A 17,917-nucleotide genomic window follows, 5' to 3' on the forward strand; every position below is an offset into this window, starting at 1 on the left:
ACCCACCCCCGCGCCCGCCTCGCCGCGGCCGCCGTCGCCGCGCTCACCGTCGGCGGAACCACCCTCGCGCTCACCGAGATCCCGGCCACCGCCGCAAGCGTCGCCGCGGGCGCGACGAAGGGCCACGACGTCTCCTCGCACCAGAAGAGCGTCAACTGGCCGAGCGCGAAGGCGAAGGGCGCCACGTTCGTCTACGTCAAGGCGACCGAGTCGACCACCTACCGCAACCCGTACTTCAGCCGGCAGTACGACGGCGCCCGCAAGGCCGGCATCATCCGCGGCGCCTACCACTTCGCCCTGCCGGACAGGTCGTCGGGCGCGAGCCAGGCCGTGTACTTCGTGGCGCACGGCGGCGACTGGAACGCGGACGGCTGGACGCTGCCGCCCGCGCTGGACATCGAATACAACCCGTACGACAAGAAGCACGGCTGCTACGGCCTGAGCAAGGCCAGGATGGTCAGCTGGATCAAGGCCTTCAGCGCCGAGGTGAAGCGGGAGACCGGCCGCCGCCCGGTGATCTACACCACCACCTTGTGGTGGAAGACCTGCACGGGCGACAACAGCTCCCTAGCCTCGACACACGCTCTGTGGATCGCCCGCCACAACGCGGCGGACGCGGGCTCGCTGCCCGCCGGATGGTCGTACTGGACCTTCTGGCAGTACGACAACAGCGGGAGCCTGCCGGGTGACCAGAATCTCTTCAACGGGACGGTGAGCCAGCTGCGGAAGTTCGCCCGCGGTTACTAGGCAATCCGGCCACCACAGAGACCCTCTCAGTTCATCTTCCGTTCACCCAAGTTTCCTACGGTCAACGCACCAATGACCTCGAACGATTGCCTGGGTAAATGGAAAGCTTCTCGCTGATCCTCGCGATTGTGGTGATCACCGCACTCGCGTTCGATTTCACGAACGGTTTCCACGACACCGCCAACGCGATGGCCACCACCATCTCGACCGGCGCACTCAAGCCCAAGGTCGCGGTGGCCATGTCGGCCACCCTCAACCTGGTGGGCGCTTTTCTCTCCGTGGAGGTCGCCAACACGATCTCCAAGGGTCTCGTCGATGAGAGCGGCATCCGTCCCGAGGTCATTTTCGCCGCCCTCGTCGGCGCGATCCTCTGGAACCTGGTGACCTGGCTCGTCGGTCTCCCGTCCAGTTCCTCGCACGCCCTGATGGGCGGTCTGATCGGCGCCACCATCGCCTCGGCCGGTACCGGCGCGGTCCACGGCGACGTCCTCGTCACCAAGGTGCTGCTGCCGGCGATCGCCGCCCCGATCGTCGCGGGCCTCGCGGCGATGCTCGCCACCCGCTTCTCGTACGCCCTGAGCCGGAACGCGAACGGCAAGGCCGCCGACAAGGGCTTCCGCGTCGGCCAGATCGCCTCCGCCGGGCTGGTCTCGCTGGCCCACGGCACGAACGACGCGCAGAAGACGATGGGCATCATCACCCTCGCCCTGGTCGCCGGCGGCTCCATCGCCCCCGACTCGGACCCGCCCACCTGGGTCATCCTCTCCGCGGGTCTCGCCATCGCGATGGGCACGTACATCGGCGGCTGGCGCATCATCCGCACGATGGGCAAGGGCCTGACCGACCTCCGTCCGCAGCAGGGCTTCGCCGCCCAGACCAGCGCGGCCGCGGTCATCCTGGCCTCCTCGCACATCGGCTTCTCGCTCTCCACCACGCACGCCGTCTCCGGCTCCGTGATGGGTGCGGGTCTCGGCCGCAAGGGCGGTGTCGTCCGCTGGTCGACCGCCACCCGGATGTTCATCGCCTGGGGTCTGACGCTGCCGGCCGCCGCGCTGGTCGGCGCGCTCGCCGAGTCCGTGACCGACCTCGGCGACTGGGGCACCGCGCTGGTGGCCGTCTTCCTGGTCGCGTCCAGCACCGCCATCTGGCTGCTCTCCCGCCGCCAGGTCGTCGACGCCTCGAACGTCAACGAGGTCGACGAACCGGCCGGCGTGGTGACCACCGCGATCGCCGCCGTGACCCCGCCGCCCCCGTCGGTCGCCCTCTCCGAAGGCCTCACGGCGACGATCCTCTCGCCCCCCGTGAACCCGGCCCCCATCGCGAAGTCCGACCCGGCGACCCCGCCGGCCGCCGCCGTCTGAAGCCCGCGCCCCGGACACGAAGGAACGAATCAGCATGCACATCGACTGGGCAGCCCTCGGCTCCGTCTTCGGCGTCAGCCTCGGGGCCACCGTCGCCCTCGTGGCGGTCTTCACCCTCGGCATCGTCGGCCTCTCCCGCCGCGAACAGGCCACCGCCCAGGGCGATTCCGCGCCCCTCGCCCTGACCGGCGCGTACGCCTGCTTCGCGGCCTGCGCGGCGGCGGTGGCGTACGGGATCTATCTGATCGTGGCCTGACGCCCTAACCTGACGCGTTCACCGGGCAAGTCCGGATCTTGATGTCCGAACGCAGAAGTGCTCCCTGAGCTGTGATGATCCGACTTGTCGAAGATCGAAGCATCGCGGCTGGGAGCACTTGCCACGTGAACTCCACAACGTCTCGTTCGAGGCTGTCTAATGCGCTCGGGGTTTGACGGAGCCGGGATGCTGGACACTTGTTGGTCCAGAACCTTGGAGGGCTCCGTGTCACGCAGCTATCCGCCTGAGTTCCGTCGCAAGGTTCCTCGACCTCGTTGCTACGGGACGCCTGGCCGGCACGTTGTCCATCCCGCGACCGACTACCGCCGGAGGAGACCGTCAGTTGGTGGCCAGAAGGTGCTCCAGCCAGTTGCGGCGTGCCGCGACAGCGGCCTTACTGATCCGCGCTTCGGGGGCTTTCCGGTCGAAACCGTGGATTCCGCCGGGCCACACGTGCAGCTCGGCTTCGCCGCCGGCCTGCCAGATCCGGTCGGCGTAGGCGAGGATCTCATCGCGCAGGCACTCGGCGGAGCCGACGTCGAGGAATGTGGGCGGCAGGCCGGCCAGGTCAGTGGCGCGGGCCGGCGCAGCGTACTGCGGCACGTCAGCTCCTCCCTGGACGTCGCCGAGCAGCGAGCTCCAGGCGAACCCGTTGCGGCTGCGGTCGAAGAGTTCGACGTCGTCCATCTGCAGGGCCGAGGCGCTGTCGTTGCGGTCGTCGAGCATCGGGGCAATCAGCAGCTGGCCGAGCAGGCGGGGGCCGCCCTTGTCGCGCACGGTCAAAGCGAGCGCGGCGCTGAGGGCGCCGCCGGCGCTGAAGCCCGTGACGACGATGCGCTCCGAGTCGATGCCGAGCTCGTCCGCGTGGTCGGTGACCCACAGTAGACCGGCGTAAGCGTCGTTGATCTGGGCGGGGTAGGGGTGCTCGGGCGCGAGCCGGTAGCCGACCGAGATCAGCGTGGCCCCGAACCGCTCGGCCGTCTCAAGTATCTGGTCGAGCCCGGTGCGGTGATCGCTACCGTAGAAGCCGCCGCCGTGTATGAAGTAGAGCGCCGGCCGCGATGCGGGCGCGCCGGAGGGTGTGCACACTAGCAGCGGGATCTCGGGGGCGCCGTCCCGGCCGGGCACCGAAGGCTGGAAGACGGTGAAGCGCCCGCCATGGCTGAGGTCCTCGAGCGCCGCCACTGCGGCGTCGGCCTCCGCGCGGATCACCGACAACTTCTCGAGGCTCATCGGCGCCAAGTTCGGTTCCTCCGCCAGGTAGGCGTCATAAGCGACCTGAAGTTCGGCATCGAGAGGAACGGGAACGGCGGGCACGGTCTTTCCAAGTTCAAGATCCATGCGCGCACGCTAGCGCCCCTGCTCCTTTCGCATCATCCGGTTATCAACACCTTGCCGATCGCGCAGCAGGGCCGGGCGGATCAGCGGCGTGGGTCAGGCGTGGGCCTGATCGATCTCGACCAGTCTCACCGAGCAAGTCCCGATCTTGATACCGGAATGCAGAAGTGCGCCCTGAGCTGCGATGATCCGAATTGTCGAGGATCAAAGCGCCGCAGCCGGGAGCAGTTTCACGTGAGCTCTACAACGTCTCGTTCGAGGCTGTCCGTAACGTCCGACGGGCGAGGTGTCGTCTCGCATGCCGGGGCCCGGCTGCTGGCCGATCTAGCGGAGGTGACCGCGCTGACCAGTGCCTTCGGTGACGCGCTGGCCGCAGGACGACAGCGCACCGGCGGCCACGATCCGGGCCAGGTGATCACGGACATGGCGGTGATGCTCGCCGATGGTGGCGAGACCATCTCGGATCTCGCCGTGCTGCGGGACCAGGCCGAGCTGTTCGGGCCGGTGGCCTCCCCGGCCACGGCATGGCGGGTGCTGAACCGAATCGACGAGGCGGCCCTGGGCCGGATGCGGGCGGCCAGAGCTGCGGCCCGCGAGATCGCCTGGGCGCAGCATGCCGACACCCATGAGAAGTTCCCGCAGGCCAAAGCCGCTGGGCGGGTGATACCGGGGCTGGTGGTGGACATCGACGCCACCATCGTGATCTGTCACTCGGAGAAGGAGCAGGCGACACCGACTTGGAAGAAGACCTTCGGCTATCACCCGATCCTGGCCTTCCTGGACAACACCGGCGAGGGGTTGGCCGGGATCCTGCGCCCCGGGCGGGCTGGGTCAAACACCGCCGCCGACCACATCACCGTCCTGGACCACGCGCTTGCCCAGATCCCCGACGACCGGCGGTATGGGGTCCCAATCCTGGTCCGCACCGACACCGCCGGCTGCACCAAAGCGTTCCTGGCACACATCAGGGCACTGCGCGCCGACGGGGTCGACGCCCGGTTCTCCGTCGGCGCCCCCATCGACGCCGAGGTCCGTGACGCCATCAGCGCGCTGCCGGCCTCCGCGTGGTCGACAGCGATTGACGCTGACGACGAACCCCGTGACGGCGCGCAGGTCGCCGAGTTGACCGGTCTGCTCGACGCCGCCGGGTTTCCCGAAGGCACCCGGTTCATCGTGCGGCGAGAACGCCCGCACCCCGGCGCTGCCCTGGATCTGTTCGACACCGTCGAAGGCTTCCGACACCAGCTCATCGCCACCGACAGCCCTCCCAGCACCGGACCTCTGGCCTTCATCGACGCCCGCCACCGCGCCCACGCCCGCGTCGAGGACCGCATCCGGTGCGGCAAGGACACCGGGTTCGGCCGCTTCCCGTCGCGCCAGGCGAACATCAACGCCGCCTGGCTGGAACTCGCCCTAGCCGGCATCGACCTCATCGCCTGGACCCAAATCCTGCTCCTTGATGGCGAACTGGCCAAGGCCGAGCCCAAGCGACTGCGCTACCGACTGTTGCACACCGCCGCTCGCATCACCCGCGGCGGCAGACGGACCTGGCTGCGGATCGCCGAACACTGGCCCTGGGCCCGGGACCTCGTCACCGCCTTCGCCCGCCTGGCCGCGCTGCCCCGTCCGGCCATCTGCTGACCAGCCGCTTCACGATGCCGCCCGACCACGACCCCGAGGACTCCTGGAGCACCCGGCCACCGCGCCGGGCCTGCCGCATGCCCGCATCACACCGTCACGACCCAGCCCACTCAGAACCCAGACTCAACCGCAACGCTCAGAGGCTTGATGAAAGACCGAGGCTAACTCCCGTAACTCCAGTAATCCCGGGAGGCCCGACCTGTGGTCGGGCCTCCCGGGATTACTGCGTTCACGCCACCCCCCGCATCGCCAGGCGGCGGACAGCCATGCTTCAACCAGCTGAAACTCGATCTGACATGTGTCATATCGGGGTGTACCCTTTTGATAGGCTCAGGATGATGCAAGCCCAGTGGACAGGCAGCACTTTGCCACACATCGATGAGCCTGTACTCACGTGACAGCAGGCCCCGCCGACTCGCAATGAGGAGCAAGGAAGAGTCATGCGCAGGGAAGTGGACCCGAGCCTGAACCGTCGCAAGCTCCGCATCGCACTGCGCCGAGCGCGTGAGGGAGCCGGTCTGTCCCGGGAAGATGCCGCGGGCCAAGTGGACTGGTCCGTGTCCAAACTCAACCGCATCGAGACAGGCACGGTCAGCGTCGCCCTGACCGATTTGCGTGCCCTCGTTCAGCTGTACCGTCTGGAAGATCCCGAGACGGTGAGCGACCTGGAGAACGCCGCCCGCAACTCCAAGGGACAGTCGTGGTGGGCGCCCTTCTCGGGCCTCTCAGCGCCACGCTTCTACGAGTACCTCGGTTTCGAGACGGCCGCCTCGTCCTTGCGTACATACCACCCGGTCGTCATTCCCGGCCTCCTGCACACCGAGGAGTACGCGGACGCTCTGGGAGCTCCCGAAATGCCCGACGCGGCCCTTCGGCGCAAGATCGTCGAGTTCCGCACCGCCCGGCAGGAGCGGGTCTTCGACGAGGAAACCGGCGTCGACAAGCTGCACTTCGTGGTGGACGAAGCGGCTCTACGGCGCAGAATCGGTGAACCCGACGTCATGCGTCGGCAGTTGCAGCACCTCAAGAACATGGCTGAGCATCCACGCGTCACCCTTCAGGTGCTGCCGTTCTCGGCCGGTGCTCTGTTGAGCACGCAGACCGCGTTCATCCTGCTCAGCTTCAAGGACGAGGAAGACCTGATCTACCTCGAGTTCTCCCAGGCCAGCTCCATCGCCACCAGGGACAACTTCGAACTCGTGGCCAATTTCCAGGACTCCTTCGAGCAGTTGCGGAATCTCGCCTACAGCGAGAACCAGGCACTCGATCTGATCGACGATGCCAAGGAAGCCTTCAGCGTGGACTGACCCGGAGCCCCACGGCTCGGGCACAGCAGGGGGAGGGTCGGCGATGCCGCTCTTCGATTGGCAAGGGCTCATGCGGCACTTCCTCGCTGCCTTGACCACTGCCGACACCCCTGGTCGGACCGCCCCCAGCGACACACACGCCACCACGCCGTCTTCCGCACCCGAGGCCCCAGCGGCACCAGACCCCCTGCAAGGGGAGCCCTCCAGCGAGACCCCCTCCACTCAGGAGGAGTGGAACCATCCCACGGTCCACGACCTGTTCGCCGTAGGCATGAAGGACAAAGGCCAGGCCGAGACGCTGGACGGCCTCCTGGATGCGGAGCACGAGCGGGTGCTCCGCACCCGAGACCAGGAGCTGAAGGGCTTCCTGGCCAAAAGTGGCTGTCTCACTCTGTGTACCGCGCTCTTCGTGGGAAGCCTGGTGATATCCATGCGCATCGCGAAGGGCATCGATCTCCACCAGATCAGGCTTTCGCCCACCATGCACGTAGCACTGGTCTCGGTGGGCAGCGCGTTCCTGACCGGGACGATCGGATGGCTCATACGCAAGCTCCGTGATCGACCGCGGCGGAGGAGCAGAACCGGGAGTCTCAACGACCGGACGGAGAACGGCGGTCGGCCCTCGCCCGGGACGCGGACCGATGACCCGCGGCAAGGCAGTGGAAGGTGACCGGCGCGAATCCCCACGCGACCCCGGCACCCGCCGCCACTACCGCCGAGGTGACGAGCCAGACGGTGAACCGCTCCTGGACTCCGTCGAAGAGAAGTGAGGTCAGGGCCCCGACAGCCGTGGCCACGGCTCCGCACACGGCGCAGTATGAGAGCAGCGCGAGCCGTTTCCGCTCGGCATTACTTCCCTTGCCCGGCGGCGGTCGTTCACTCTCGGCCCCCATTTTTGCCCCCAGCCTCTCGCGGCTCACGCTGGACGGGTTACGTCGCCCCCGGATCTGCCCGCTGCCACCGCTGTCACAAACGTGGACCACACCGTGCTGGTCACGACCATATGCGGCTGCCGACGGTTCTTGGAATCGCGCACCCATACCTCGTCTCCGGGACAGGCGACTTCGACACAGTCCCCGCTCAAACTGGTGTAGCTGCTCTTCTGCCAACGCCACGCGGACGCCCCGTCGGCCACACCGCCTCCCCCATGTCGAGCCTCAACCCATGTCACGGCACGCCCACCCGGTCGACGCACACTAGTCCCGGACAGCGAGGGCACGACAGCAAGTTGCCGGATTGGCCGCACCAGGACTCGACCGGATGAGACCTGCCCGCGGATGTTCTGTATCGCTCCCCTGCCGTTGTCTCCAATTCTACGAACCGTGCCGTCGCTGCCTAGCCTGAATCCGGACCAGTGTGCGTCTCAGCACACTCCTCCGTCCCAGGTCAACAGCAAGTTGACGCCCCTTCCAACAGCATGGTGGACTGCCGGAGCCATGTACGGCGGCAGGAGAGGAAGCCGGTGTGAATCCGGCGCGGTCCCGCCACTGTCACCGGGGTAGGTAGCCCCGGGAGCCAGGAACTCTCACCGCCGGTCTCGTCGAACCAGGGCGTGGACACCCTGAGTGAGGACATACCGCCATGCTCGGCTGCCGTTCGAGGTCCCGTACCAACGCAGTGTCCGACCCAGCGATCGGCTGACCCGATGCGTGCCGATCGCGTCTTCGCGTACGGCGCCGCCGCCGGCCTCCTCGGCGACCACCTGCTCGGCGATCCCCGCCGCGGGCATCCGGTCGCCGCGTTCGGCCGTGCCGCCGGTGCCGTGGAACGCCTGCTGTGGCGCGACCACCGAGGCTGGGGCGCCCTGCACACCGCTGTGTGCGTCGGTGGCACCATCACCCTCGCCGCCGCGGCCACTTCGGCCCTACGACCGTCCCGTACGGCCTCTGCCGCGCTCACCGCCGCCGCCACCTGGGCCGTCGTCGGCGGGACCTCCCTCGCGCGCGAGGCCGGGGTCGTCGGGCGCGCGCTGGAGGCCGGGGACATCGATGCCGCACGGGCGCGCCTGCCGCACCTCTGCGGACGGGACCCGCAGTCCCTCGACGCCGACGGGATCGCCCGGGCCGTCGTCGAGTCCGTCGCCGAGAACACGTCCGACGCGGTCGTCGGCGCCCTGGTCTGGGGCGGCATCGCGGGCGTCCCTGGCCTGCTCGGCTTCCGGGCCGTGAACACGCTCGACGCCATGGTCGGCCACAAGTCGGCCAAGTACCGCCGCTACGGCTGGGCTTCGGCCCGCCTCGACGACGTCGCCGGCTGGCCGGGCGCCCGCCTCACCGCCGCCCTCGCGACCGTCGCGGGCGGCGACCCGCGCCGCGCCGCCCGCGCCTGGCGCACCGACGCCCGCAAACACCCGAGCCCCAACGCCGGGCCCGTGGAGGCCTCCTTCGCGGGAGCCCTCGGCGTACGCCTCGGCGGGACGCTCTCCTACGGCGGCCGGGTCGAGCACCGGCCCGTGCTCAACGGCGACGGACGCGCCGTCGCCGTACCGGACATCGCGCGTGCCGTACGGCTGTCCCGGCGCGTCGGTCTGCTCGCGCTCGGGGTTAGTGTCGCCGGGCGGCTCCTCGTGAAGGGAAGCAAGTCATGAGCGGCGGCGGGCTATTGGTGGCCGGGACCACCTCGGACGCCGGGAAGAGTGTCGTCACCGCCGGGATCTGCCGGTGGCTCGTGCGGCAGGGTGTGAAGGTCGCGCCGTTCAAGGCGCAGAACATGTCCCTGAATTCGTTCGTCACGCGCGAGGGCGCCGAGATCGGGCGGGCGCAGGCCATGCAGGCGCAGGCCTGCCGGATCGAGCCGACCGCGCTGATGAATCCCGTGCTGCTGAAGCCGGGCAGCGACCGGAGCAGTCAAGTCGTGCTCATGGGCAAACCCGTGGGCGAGATGAGTGCCCGTGGCTATCACGGCGGACGGCAAGAGGCCCTGCTCGGGACCGTGTTGGACTGTCTCGCCGAGTTGCGGGGCACGTATGACGCGGTGATCTGTGAGGGGGCCGGTTCGCCCGCCGAGATCAATCTGCGGCGGACCGACATCGTGAACATGGGCATCGCGCGCAATGCCGGGCTGCCCGTTCTCGTCGTCGGCGACATCGACCGCGGCGGCGTCTTCGCCTCCTTCTTCGGGACGGTCGCGCTGCTGTCGCCCGAGGACCAGGCGTTCGTCGCCGGGTTCCTCGTCAACAAGTTCCGGGGCGATGTGTCGTTGCTGGAGCCGGGGTTGGAGATGCTGCTCGGCCTCACCGGGCGGCGGACGTACGGCGTGCTGCCGTACCGGCACGGGCTCGGGATCGACGAGGAGGACGGGCTGCGCATCTCGCTGCGCGGCACCGTGCGCGAGTCCAGCACCGCGCCGCCGGTCGGCGAGGACGTGCTGCGGGTCGCCGTCTGCGCGATCCCCCTCATGTCCAACTTCACCGACGTGGACGCGCTGGCCGCCGAACCGGGCGTCGTGGTGCGGTTCGTGGACCGGCCGGAGGAACTGGCCGACGCGGACCTCGTCGTCGTCCCCGGCACCCGGGGGACGGTGAAGGCCCTGGAGTGGCTGCGGGAGCGCGGCCTCGCGGACGCCCTCGTCCGCCGGGCGGCCGAGCAACGTCCCACCCTCGGCATCTGCGGCGGCTTCCAGATCCTCGGCGAGCACATCGACGACGAGGTCGAGAGCCGGCAGGGGGCGGTCGACGGGCTCGGAGTCCTGCCGGTGCGTGTGCGGTTCGCTCGCGAGAAGACCCTCACACGGCCGGTGGGGGAAGCCCTCGGCGAGCCGGTCGAGGGATACGAGATCCATCACGGGGTCGCCCAACTGACCGGCGGGGATCGGTTCATCTCTGATGACAATGGACGCAGCTTGGACGGGTGCCGGGTCGGTCAGACCTGGGGTACCCACTGGCACGGCTCGCTGGAGTCGGACGGGTTCCGGCGGGCGTTTCTGCGCGAGGTGGCGGCCGCCGCGGGCCGCCGGTTCGTGCCGGCGCCCGACACCTCGTTCGCCGCGCTGCGCGAGGAGCAGCTCGACCGGCTCGGCGACCTCATCGAACAGCACGCGGACACGGACGCGCTCTGGCGACTCATCGAGTCCGGCGCGCCGCAAGGACTGCCTTTCATTCCACCGGGAGCGCCCGCATGAGCACAGTGTTGTTGTTGTCGACCGCCGACACGGATCTGCTGGCGGCCCGGGCCGCCGGCGCCGGGTACCGGATCGGCAACCCGAACCGGGTGGACGTCACGGCCGAGTTGCCCGCGCTCGTCGAGGGCGCGGACGTCGCCGTCGTACGACTGCTCGGCGGCAAGCGTGCCTGGGAGGACGGGCTCGCCGCGCTGAAGGCGTCCGGGATTCCGACCGTGCTGCTCGGCGGGGAGACCGTCCCCGACGCCGAGTTGATGGCCGAGTCGTCGGTGCCGGCGGGTGTGGTGGCCGAGGCGCTCAGGTATCTCGTCGAGGGCGGTCCGGAGAACCTCGCCGAACTCGCCCGGTTCCTCTCGGACACCGTGCTGCTGACGGGCGAGGGCTTCGAAGAGCCGCAGAAGATGGCCGAGTTCGGCGTCCACGGCGAGCGTGCCTTCGTCGAGGGGCGACCGACCGTCGGCGTGCTCTTCTACCGGGCGCATCACCTCAGCGGCAACACCGCCTTCGTGGACACCCTGTGCGACCAGATCGAGGCGAAGGGCGCCAACGCCCTTGCCGTGTACTGCGGTTCACTGCGCGGCGCCGACTCCGGGCTGTACGAGACCCTCGGCACGGCGGACGCGCTCATCGCCACCGTCCTCGCCGCGGGCGGTACGCATGCCTCGCAGGCCTCGGCCGGCGGTGACGAGGAGGCCTGGGACATCGGGGCGCTCGCCGACCTCAACGTGCCTGTGCTGCAAGGGCTTTGCCTTACGTCGTCCAGGGCGGCCTGGGACGAGTCCTCCGCCGCCCTCTCCCCCATGGACGCGGCGATGCAGGTCGCGATCCCGGAGTTCGACGGGCGCCTCATCACCGTCCCGTTCTCCTTCAAGGAGCAGGGCCCCGACGACGTCCCGGTCTACGTCGCCGACCCCGAACGGGCCGCGCGGGTCGCCGGAATCGCCGTACGGCACGCGAAGTTGAAGCACAAGCCGAACGCCGAGAAGAGGCTCGCGGTCGTCTTCACCGCCTATCCGACGAAGCACTCGCGGGTCGGCAACGCGGTCGGGCTGGACACGCCCGCCTCGGCGATCCGGGTGCTGGACGCGTTGCGGGACGCCGGGTACGGGGTCGACGAACACCCGGACAACGGGGACGAGTTGATCCACCGGCTCATCAACGCCGGTGGCCACGACGTGGAGTGGCTGACGGAGGAGCAGCTGGCCGCCGCGCCCGCGCGGGTGCCGCTCGCCGACTACCAGGCGTGGTTCGACAAGCTCGAACCGGACCTCAGGCAGGGCATGTTGGACGCGTGGGGCGAGCCGCCGGGCAACCTCTACGTCGACGGCGACGACATCGTGCTGGCATCCCTCCAGTTCGGAAACGTCGTGGTCATGATCCAGCCCCCGCGTGGCTTCGGCGAGAACCCGATCGCGATCTACCACGACCCCGACATGCCGCCGTCGCACCACTACATGGCCGCGTACCGCTGGCTGGACAACAGCTTCGGTGCCGACGCGATCATCCACATGGGCAAGCACGGCACCATGGAATGGCTGCCCGGCAAGGGACTTGGGCTCAGCAGCGGCTGCGCGCCCGACGCCGTACTCGGTGAACTCCCCCTGATCTACCCGTTCATCGTCAACGACCCCGGCGAGGGCACCCAGGCCAAGCGGCGCGGGCACGCCACAGTCGTCGACCACCTGGTGCCGCCGATGGCGCGTGCCGACACGTACGGCGACCTGGCGAAGCTGGAGCAACTCCTCGACGAGTACGCCCTGGTGTCCGACCTGGACCCGACGAAGGCACCGGCCGTGCGCGCGCAGATCTGGACGCTGGTGAAGGCGGCCGAGCTGCACCACGACCTGCATGTGGACGACCAGCCGGACGACGCGGCGTTCGACGAGTTCGTGATGCACATCGACGGCTATCTGTGCGAGATCAAGGACGTGCAGATCCGCGACGGGCTGCACATCCTCGGCGGCGGGCCGGTCGGCGAAGCGCGCGTGAACCTCGTACTGGCCGTGCTGCGCGCTTCGCAGGTGTGGGGCGGGCAGGCGAACGCGCTGCCGGGTCTGCGGGCCGCGCTGGCGCAGCACTTCGGGCTCAGCGAGAAGGAGTTGCTGACCGAGCCGGGCGCTCCCGTGAAGGTGCCGGTGGAGCTGACGGAGCTGGTCGAGGGACCGGCCCGTTCCGCCGCCGACGCGATCGACCTGCTGGAGCAGCTGTGCCGCCGGTTCGCCGAGGGCATGGAGTCCCAGGCGTGGGAGGTCACGACCGTACCGGCCCTCGTCCGTGAGGTGATCGGCGCCGAACTCCCGGACGCCGTGGCCGTGTTGGAGTTCGCCTGCACCGAGGTCGTGCCCCGGCTCACTCGCACGACCGACGAGATCGACCACATCCTGCTCGCGCTCGACGGCGGCTACGTCCCGGCGGGACCGTCGGGCTCCCCGACCCGTGGCCTGGTCAACGTCCTGCCGACCGGCCGGAACTTCTACTCCGTCGACCCCAAGGCCATTCCGTCCAGGCTGAGTTGGGAGGTCGGGCAGTCCCTCGCGGACTCGCTCGTGCAGCGGTACCTCCAGGACACCGGCGAGTTCCCGAAGTCGGTCGGCCTCACGGTGTGGGGTACGTCGGCGATGCGCACCCAGGGCGACGACATCGCCGAGATCCTCGCGCTGCTGGGCTGCCGTCCCGTCTGGGACGACGCCTCGCGCCGGGTGACCGGCTTCGAGATCGTGCCCGTCACGGAGTTGGGCCGGCCGCGCATCGACGTCACGGTGCGGATCTCCGGCTTCTTCCGGGACGCGTTCCCGCACGTCGTCGGGTTGATCGACGACGCGGTGCGGGCGGTGGCCGAGCTGGAGGAGCCGCCCGAGTCCAACTACGTCCGCAAGCACGCCGACGAGGACACCGCCGAGCACGGCGACCGACGCCGGGCCACGGCCCGCATCTTCGGCTCCAAGCCGGGGGCGTACGGCGCCGGGCTGCTGCCGCTTATCGACGCGCGGAACTGGCGCAGCGACGCGGACCTCGCCGAGGTGTACGCCGTGTGGGGTGGTTACGCGTACGGGCGCGGGCTCGACGGACGGGCGGCGCGCGGGGACATGGAGACCGCGTTCAAGCGAATTGCCGTAGCGGCGAAGAACGTTGACACCCGCGAGCACGATCTCGTCGACGCCGACGACTACTTCCAGTACCACGGCGGCATGGTCGCCATGGTGCGGCACCTGACGGGCACCTCCCCCGAGGCGTACGTCGGCGACTCCGCCACCCCGGACCAGGTGAAGACGCGCACGCTGGGTGAGGAGACGCACCGCGTCTTCCGCGCGCGAGTCGTCAACCCCCGCTGGATGGCGGCGATGCGGCGGCACGGCTACAAGGGCGCCTTCGAGATGGCGGCGACCGTCGACTACCTCTTCGGGTACGACGCGACGGCCGGGGTCGTCGACGACTGGATGTACGAGAAGCTCAGCGCCGAGTACGTCTTCGACCCGGAGAACCGGGACTTCATGAAGAAGTCCAACCCGTGGGCGCTGCGCGGCATCACCGAGCGGCTGCTCGAAGCGGCCGAGCGCGGTCTGTGGGCCGAGCCGGACGCGGACACGCTGGAACGACTGCGGGCCACCTACCTGGAGCTCGAAGGCGACCTGGAGGGCGACGACCAGTGACAACTCCCTTTCCGTTCACGGCCGTTGTCGGCCAGGACGATCTGCGGCTCGCGCTGCTGCTGAACGCCGTGTCGCCGGCGGTGGGCGGTGTGCTGGTGCGCGGCGAGAAGGGCACCGCCAAGTCGACGGCCGTGCGCGCCCTTTCGGCGCTGCTGCCGGAGGTCGCCGTCGTGCCCGGCTGCCGCTTCTCCTGCGATCCCTCCTCCCCCGACCCTGCCTGCCCGGACGGGCCGCACGAGACCGGACCCGGTACCCAACGCCCGGCCCGTATGGTCGAGTTGCCGGTCGGCGCCTCCGAGGACCGGCTCGTCGGTGCCCTCGACATCGAGCGGGCGCTCGCCGAGGGCGTCAAGGCCTTCGAGCCCGGCCTGCTGGCCGACGCGCACCGGGGCATCCTCTACGTCGACGAGGTCAACCTCCTCCACGACCACCTGGTCGACCTGCTGTTGGACGCGGCGGCGATGGGCGCGTCGTACGTCGAACGCGAAGGCGTCTCCGTCCGGCACGCCGCCCGCTTCCTGCTCGTCGGCACGATGAACCCCGAAGAGGGCGAACTGCGACCGCAGTTGCTCGACCGCTTCGGCCTGACCGTGGAGGTCGCGGCCTCACGGGAACCCGACCAGCGTGTCGAGGTCGTGCGCCGGAGGCTCGCCTACGACGACGATCCGGCCGGTTTCACCGAGCGCTGGGCGGACGAGGAGTCCTCCGTACGGGCGCGGATCATCGCCGCGCGCGAACTGCTGCCGTCCGTGCGGCTGGGCGACGGAGCGCTGCGGCAGATCGCGGCGACCTGTGCCGCCTTCGAGGTCGACGGTATGCGTGCCGACATCGTGATGGCCCGTACGGCGACCGCGCTGGCCGCCTGGGCCGGGCGGACCGACGTGCTCGCCGAGGACGTACGGCAGGCCGCGTTGCTCGCGCTGCCGCACCGGCGGCGGCGAAATCCCTTCGACGCGCCGGGACTTGACGAGAACAAGCTCGACGAGACGCTGGAGGAGTTCGCGGAGCAGGAGCAGGAGCCGACGCAGGGGCCCGAGGACGACGACCCGGGGCCGGACGGCCCTGACGGTCCGGGTGGCGGCGGTGGGCAATCGCCCGAGGACGACTCGGACGGTCCCCAGGGGGGCGACACGGCCGCGCAGCCCGAGGCCGGCGAGGGCGGTCAGCCGCAGGGTGCCGGTGAGCAGCAACCCGTGCGGGCCTCCGAGCCCTTCCGTACCAAGGCGTTGAGCGTGCCCGGGATCGGCGAGGGCGCGGCCGGGCGGCGTTCGCGGGCGCGGACCGAGCACGGGCGGACCACCGGGGCCCGGCGGCCCCAAGGGGCGCTCACCAAGCTGCACTTGGCGGCGACCATCCAGGCGGCCGCCCCGCATCAGCTGTCGCGGGGGCGGACCGGTCGTGGGCTGGTCGTGCGGCGGGACGATCTGCGGCAGGCGGCGCGGGAGGGGCGTGAGGGCAACCTCGTGCTGTTCGTCGTGGACGCGTCCGGGTCGATGGCGGCGCGGCAGCGGATGAGTGCGGTGAAGGGGGCTGTGCTGTCGTTGCTGCTGGACGCGTATCAGCGGCGGGACAAGGTGGGACTTGTGACTTTCCGGGGAGCGAGCGCTGATGTCGCGTTGCCTCCCACCTCGTCCGTGGACGCCGCCGCCGTACGGCTGGAGTCGTTGCCGACCGGGGGGCGTACGCCGCTGGCGGCCGGGCTGCTCAAGGCGCATGACGTGCTGCGGGTGGAGCGGTTGCGGGATCCGGCTCGGCGGGCGTTGGTGGTCGTGGTGACCGACGGGCGGGCCACCGGTGGGCCCGAGCCGGTCGCGCTCGCCGGGCGGGCGGCGCGGTTGTTCGCGGCCGACGGGGTCGCCTCCGTGGTCGTGGACTGCGAGTCGGGGCCCGTACGGCTCGGGCTGGCCGGGCAGTTGGCCGGTGAACTGGAAGGTACGGCGGTGACGTTGGACGAGTTGCGGGCGGACTCGATCGCCGGGCTCGTGAAGGACGTGCAGGGGAATCAGGGTCGTTCGGGTTCGAGGAGGGCCGCGTAATGCCGCAAGGGCAGCCGAGTGTCGTACCGGATGACGGACTGACGACTCGTCAGCGGCGGAACCGGCCACTTGTCGTTGTGCACACGGGAGTTGGGAAAGGTAAATCGACCGCTGCTTTCGGGCTCGCGTTGCGTGCCTGGAATCAGGGGTGGCCCATCGGCGTGTTCCAGTTCGTCAAGTCGGCGAAGTGGAAGGTCGGGGAGGAGAACGCCCTTCGGGTGCTGGGGGCTTCCGGCGAGGGCGGGGCCGTCGACTGGCACAAGATGGGCGAGGGGTGGTCGTGGGTTCAGCGCGACTCCCAGATGGACAACGAGGAGAAGGCGCGCGAGGGCTGGGAGCAGGTCAAGCGGGATCTCGCCGCCGAGACCTACAAGCTGTACGTGCTGGACGAGTTCGCCTATCCGATGCACTGGGGGTGGGTCGATGTCGATGAGGTCGTCTCCGTGCTGCGGGACCGGCCCGGGAACCAGCATGTCGTGATCACCGGGCGGAACGCGCCCGAGAAGCTTGTCGAGTACGCCGACCTCGTCACCGACATGTCCAAGGTCAAGCACCCCATGGACGCCGGTCAGAAGGGTCAGCGGGGTATCGAGTGGTGAAGCTGTCGTGACTTCCTCGTCCTCCTCGTCCTCCTCGTCCTCCCTGTCCTCCGTTCCTCGGTTGGTTGTTGCCGCGCCGTCCTCCGGTAGCGGCAAGACCACCGTTGCTACGGGGTTGATGGCCGCGTTCGCCTCGCGGGGGCTTGCCGTGTCTCCGCACAAGGTCGGGCCGGACTACATCGATCCCGGGTATCACGCGCTCGCGGCCGGGCGGGTGGGGCGGAATCTCGACGCGTATCTGTGTGGGCCGGAGTTGGTCGGGCCGCTCTTCGCGCATGGTGCTCGCGGGTGTGATCTCGCTGTCGTCGAGGGTGTGATGGGGATGTTCGACGGGGCTGCGGGGGAAGGGGAGTTGGCGTCCACGGCGCATGTGGCGAAGTTGCTGCGGGCACCGGTTGTTCTTGTCGTCGACGCGTCTTCGCAGTCTCGGTCCGTTGCGGCGCTGGTGCATGGGTTTGCTTCGTGGGATCCGGAGGTTCGGGTCGGGGGTGTGATCCTCAACAAGGTCGCGTCCGACCGGCATGAGGCGTTGTTGCGGGAGGCGTTGGACGCTGCGGGGGTTCCCGTCTTGGGTGTGCTGCGGCGGGCGCCGCAGGTGGACACCCCGTCTCGGCATCTGGGGTTGGTGCCGGTTGCCGAGCGGCAGTCGGCTGCGGTGGACGCTGTTGCGGCCATGGGGGCGCAGGTAGACGCCGGGTGTGATCTTGAAGGGTTGCTGGCGCTGGCGCGTAGTGCGGGGGCGTTGTCCGGTGCGGCTTGGGATGCGGCTGAGGCTTTGGCTTCTTCGCCCCCGCCGCCCCTACCCGTCCCATCCCTGGGGGCTGCGCCCCCAGACCCCCGTCGGCCTGAACGGCCTCGTCCTC

General features: G+C 69.6%; 14 protein-coding genes and 1 riboswitch. Of the genes, 12 read left to right on the forward strand and 2 right to left on the reverse strand.

Annotation, left to right across the window (positions count from 1 at the left end; translation table 11 throughout):
- The 3 genes from ACNFOC_RS33985 to ACNFOC_RS33995 all read left to right on the forward strand — a co-directional run.
- Nucleotides 1-747 (forward strand): lysozyme (locus tag ACNFOC_RS33985; protein WP_416962884.1); only part of this gene is annotated, 747 nt, incomplete at its 5' end.
- A 98-nt stretch (nucleotides 748-845) separates the two neighbouring features.
- Nucleotides 846-2,108, forward strand: coding sequence for an inorganic phosphate transporter (locus ACNFOC_RS33990; RefSeq protein ID WP_416962885.1), 1,263 nt, complete (start codon nucleotides 846-848; stop codon nucleotides 2,106-2,108).
- A gap of 34 nt (nucleotides 2,109-2,142) precedes the next feature.
- On the forward strand, nucleotides 2,143-2,364 hold the full coding sequence (locus ACNFOC_RS33995; RefSeq protein WP_416962886.1) for a hypothetical protein: 222 nt from the start codon (nucleotides 2,143-2,145) through the stop codon (nucleotides 2,362-2,364).
- Nucleotides 2,365-2,703: 339 nt separating this feature from the next.
- On the opposite strand, the gene ACNFOC_RS34000 is transcribed toward ACNFOC_RS33995, so the two are convergent.
- On the reverse strand, nucleotides 2,704-3,705 hold the full coding sequence (locus ACNFOC_RS34000) for an alpha/beta hydrolase (protein ID WP_416962887.1): 1,002 nt from the start codon (nucleotides 3,703-3,705) through the stop codon (nucleotides 2,704-2,706).
- A 231-nt stretch (nucleotides 3,706-3,936) separates the two neighbouring features.
- On the opposite strand from ACNFOC_RS34000, the gene ACNFOC_RS34005 reads away from it, so the two are divergent.
- The 3 genes from ACNFOC_RS34005 (at nucleotide 3,937) to ACNFOC_RS34015 (ending at nucleotide 7,320) form a co-directional block, all read left to right on the forward strand.
- Nucleotides 3,937-5,343, forward strand: coding sequence for an IS1380 family transposase (locus ACNFOC_RS34005; RefSeq protein ID WP_416962897.1), 1,407 nt, complete (start codon nucleotides 3,937-3,939; stop codon nucleotides 5,341-5,343).
- Between the two features lie 440 nt (nucleotides 5,344-5,783).
- Complete coding sequence (locus tag ACNFOC_RS34010; RefSeq protein WP_416962888.1) at nucleotides 5,784-6,650, forward strand: helix-turn-helix domain-containing protein; 867 nt, start codon at nucleotides 5,784-5,786, stop codon at nucleotides 6,648-6,650.
- 271 nt (nucleotides 6,651-6,921) lie between these two features.
- Complete coding sequence (locus ACNFOC_RS34015) at nucleotides 6,922-7,320, forward strand: hypothetical protein (protein WP_416962889.1); 399 nt, start codon at nucleotides 6,922-6,924, stop codon at nucleotides 7,318-7,320.
- A 246-nt stretch (nucleotides 7,321-7,566) separates the two neighbouring features.
- On the opposite strand, the gene ACNFOC_RS34020 is transcribed toward ACNFOC_RS34015, so the two are convergent.
- Entirely contained in the window at nucleotides 7,567-7,896 is a 330-nt protein-coding gene (locus ACNFOC_RS34020; RefSeq protein WP_416962890.1) for a DUF397 domain-containing protein, read from the reverse strand.
- A gap of 158 nt (nucleotides 7,897-8,054) precedes the next feature.
- A riboswitch (cobalamin riboswitch) is annotated at nucleotides 8,055-8,197 on the forward strand.
- Between the two features lie 98 nt (nucleotides 8,198-8,295).
- Here ACNFOC_RS34020 and ACNFOC_RS34025 point away from each other — a divergent pair.
- From ACNFOC_RS34025 to ACNFOC_RS34050, 6 genes are all read left to right on the forward strand, one after another.
- Nucleotides 8,296-9,237, forward strand: coding sequence for a cobalamin biosynthesis protein (locus ACNFOC_RS34025; protein WP_416962891.1), 942 nt, complete (start codon nucleotides 8,296-8,298; stop codon nucleotides 9,235-9,237).
- Nucleotides 9,234-10,769 (forward strand): cobyric acid synthase, encoded by a 1,536-nt coding sequence (locus ACNFOC_RS34030; protein WP_416962892.1) that lies wholly within the window; start codon nucleotides 9,234-9,236, stop codon nucleotides 10,767-10,769. Before ACNFOC_RS34025 ends, ACNFOC_RS34030 begins: the two co-directional genes overlap by 4 nt.
- Nucleotides 10,766-14,419, forward strand: coding sequence for a cobaltochelatase subunit CobN (gene cobN, locus ACNFOC_RS34035; protein WP_416962893.1), 3,654 nt, complete (start codon nucleotides 10,766-10,768; stop codon nucleotides 14,417-14,419). Before ACNFOC_RS34030 ends, cobN begins: the two co-directional genes overlap by 4 nt.
- Nucleotides 14,416-16,455 carry a putative cobaltochelatase gene (locus tag ACNFOC_RS34040; RefSeq protein ID WP_416962894.1) on the forward strand — a complete coding sequence of 680 codons (2,040 nt, stop codon included), beginning with the start codon at nucleotides 14,416-14,418 and terminating at the stop codon, nucleotides 16,453-16,455. Before cobN ends, ACNFOC_RS34040 begins: the two co-directional genes overlap by 4 nt.
- Entirely contained in the window at nucleotides 16,455-17,054 is a 600-nt protein-coding gene (gene cobO / locus ACNFOC_RS34045; RefSeq protein WP_416962895.1) for a cob(I)yrinic acid a,c-diamide adenosyltransferase, read from the forward strand. The genes ACNFOC_RS34040 and cobO overlap by 1 nt, the downstream gene beginning before the upstream one ends.
- Nucleotides 17,055-17,061: 7 nt before the next feature.
- A partial coding sequence (locus tag ACNFOC_RS34050; RefSeq protein WP_416962896.1) for a cobyrinic acid a,c-diamide synthase CobB occupies nucleotides 17,062-17,917 on the forward strand: 856 nt, incomplete at its 3' end.

This window comes from Streptomyces colwelliae, from assembly GCF_048158785.1.
Classification (GTDB): domain Bacteria; phylum Actinomycetota; class Actinomycetes; order Streptomycetales; family Streptomycetaceae; genus Streptomyces.

Coding starts and splice junctions, on each gene's coding strand:
- cobO (WP_416962895.1), top strand. CDS start 16,455: ATGCCGCAAGGGCAGCCGAGTGTCGTACCGGATGACGGACTGACGACT.
- ACNFOC_RS34025 (WP_416962891.1), top strand. CDS start 8,296: ATGCGTGCCGATCGCGTCTTCGCGTACGGCGCCGCCGCCGGCCTCCTC.
- ACNFOC_RS34015 (WP_416962889.1), top strand. CDS start 6,922: ATGAAGGACAAAGGCCAGGCCGAGACGCTGGACGGCCTCCTGGATGCG.
- ACNFOC_RS34000 (WP_416962887.1), bottom strand. CDS start 3,705: ATGGATCTTGAACTTGGAAAGACCGTGCCCGCCGTTCCCGTTCCTCTC.
- ACNFOC_RS34030 (WP_416962892.1), top strand. CDS start 9,234: ATGAGCGGCGGCGGGCTATTGGTGGCCGGGACCACCTCGGACGCCGGG.
- ACNFOC_RS34010 (WP_416962888.1), top strand. CDS start 5,784: ATGCGCAGGGAAGTGGACCCGAGCCTGAACCGTCGCAAGCTCCGCATC.
- cobN (WP_416962893.1), top strand. CDS start 10,766: ATGAGCACAGTGTTGTTGTTGTCGACCGCCGACACGGATCTGCTGGCG.
- ACNFOC_RS33995 (WP_416962886.1), top strand. CDS start 2,143: ATGCACATCGACTGGGCAGCCCTCGGCTCCGTCTTCGGCGTCAGCCTC.
- ACNFOC_RS33990 (WP_416962885.1), top strand. CDS start 846: ATGGAAAGCTTCTCGCTGATCCTCGCGATTGTGGTGATCACCGCACTC.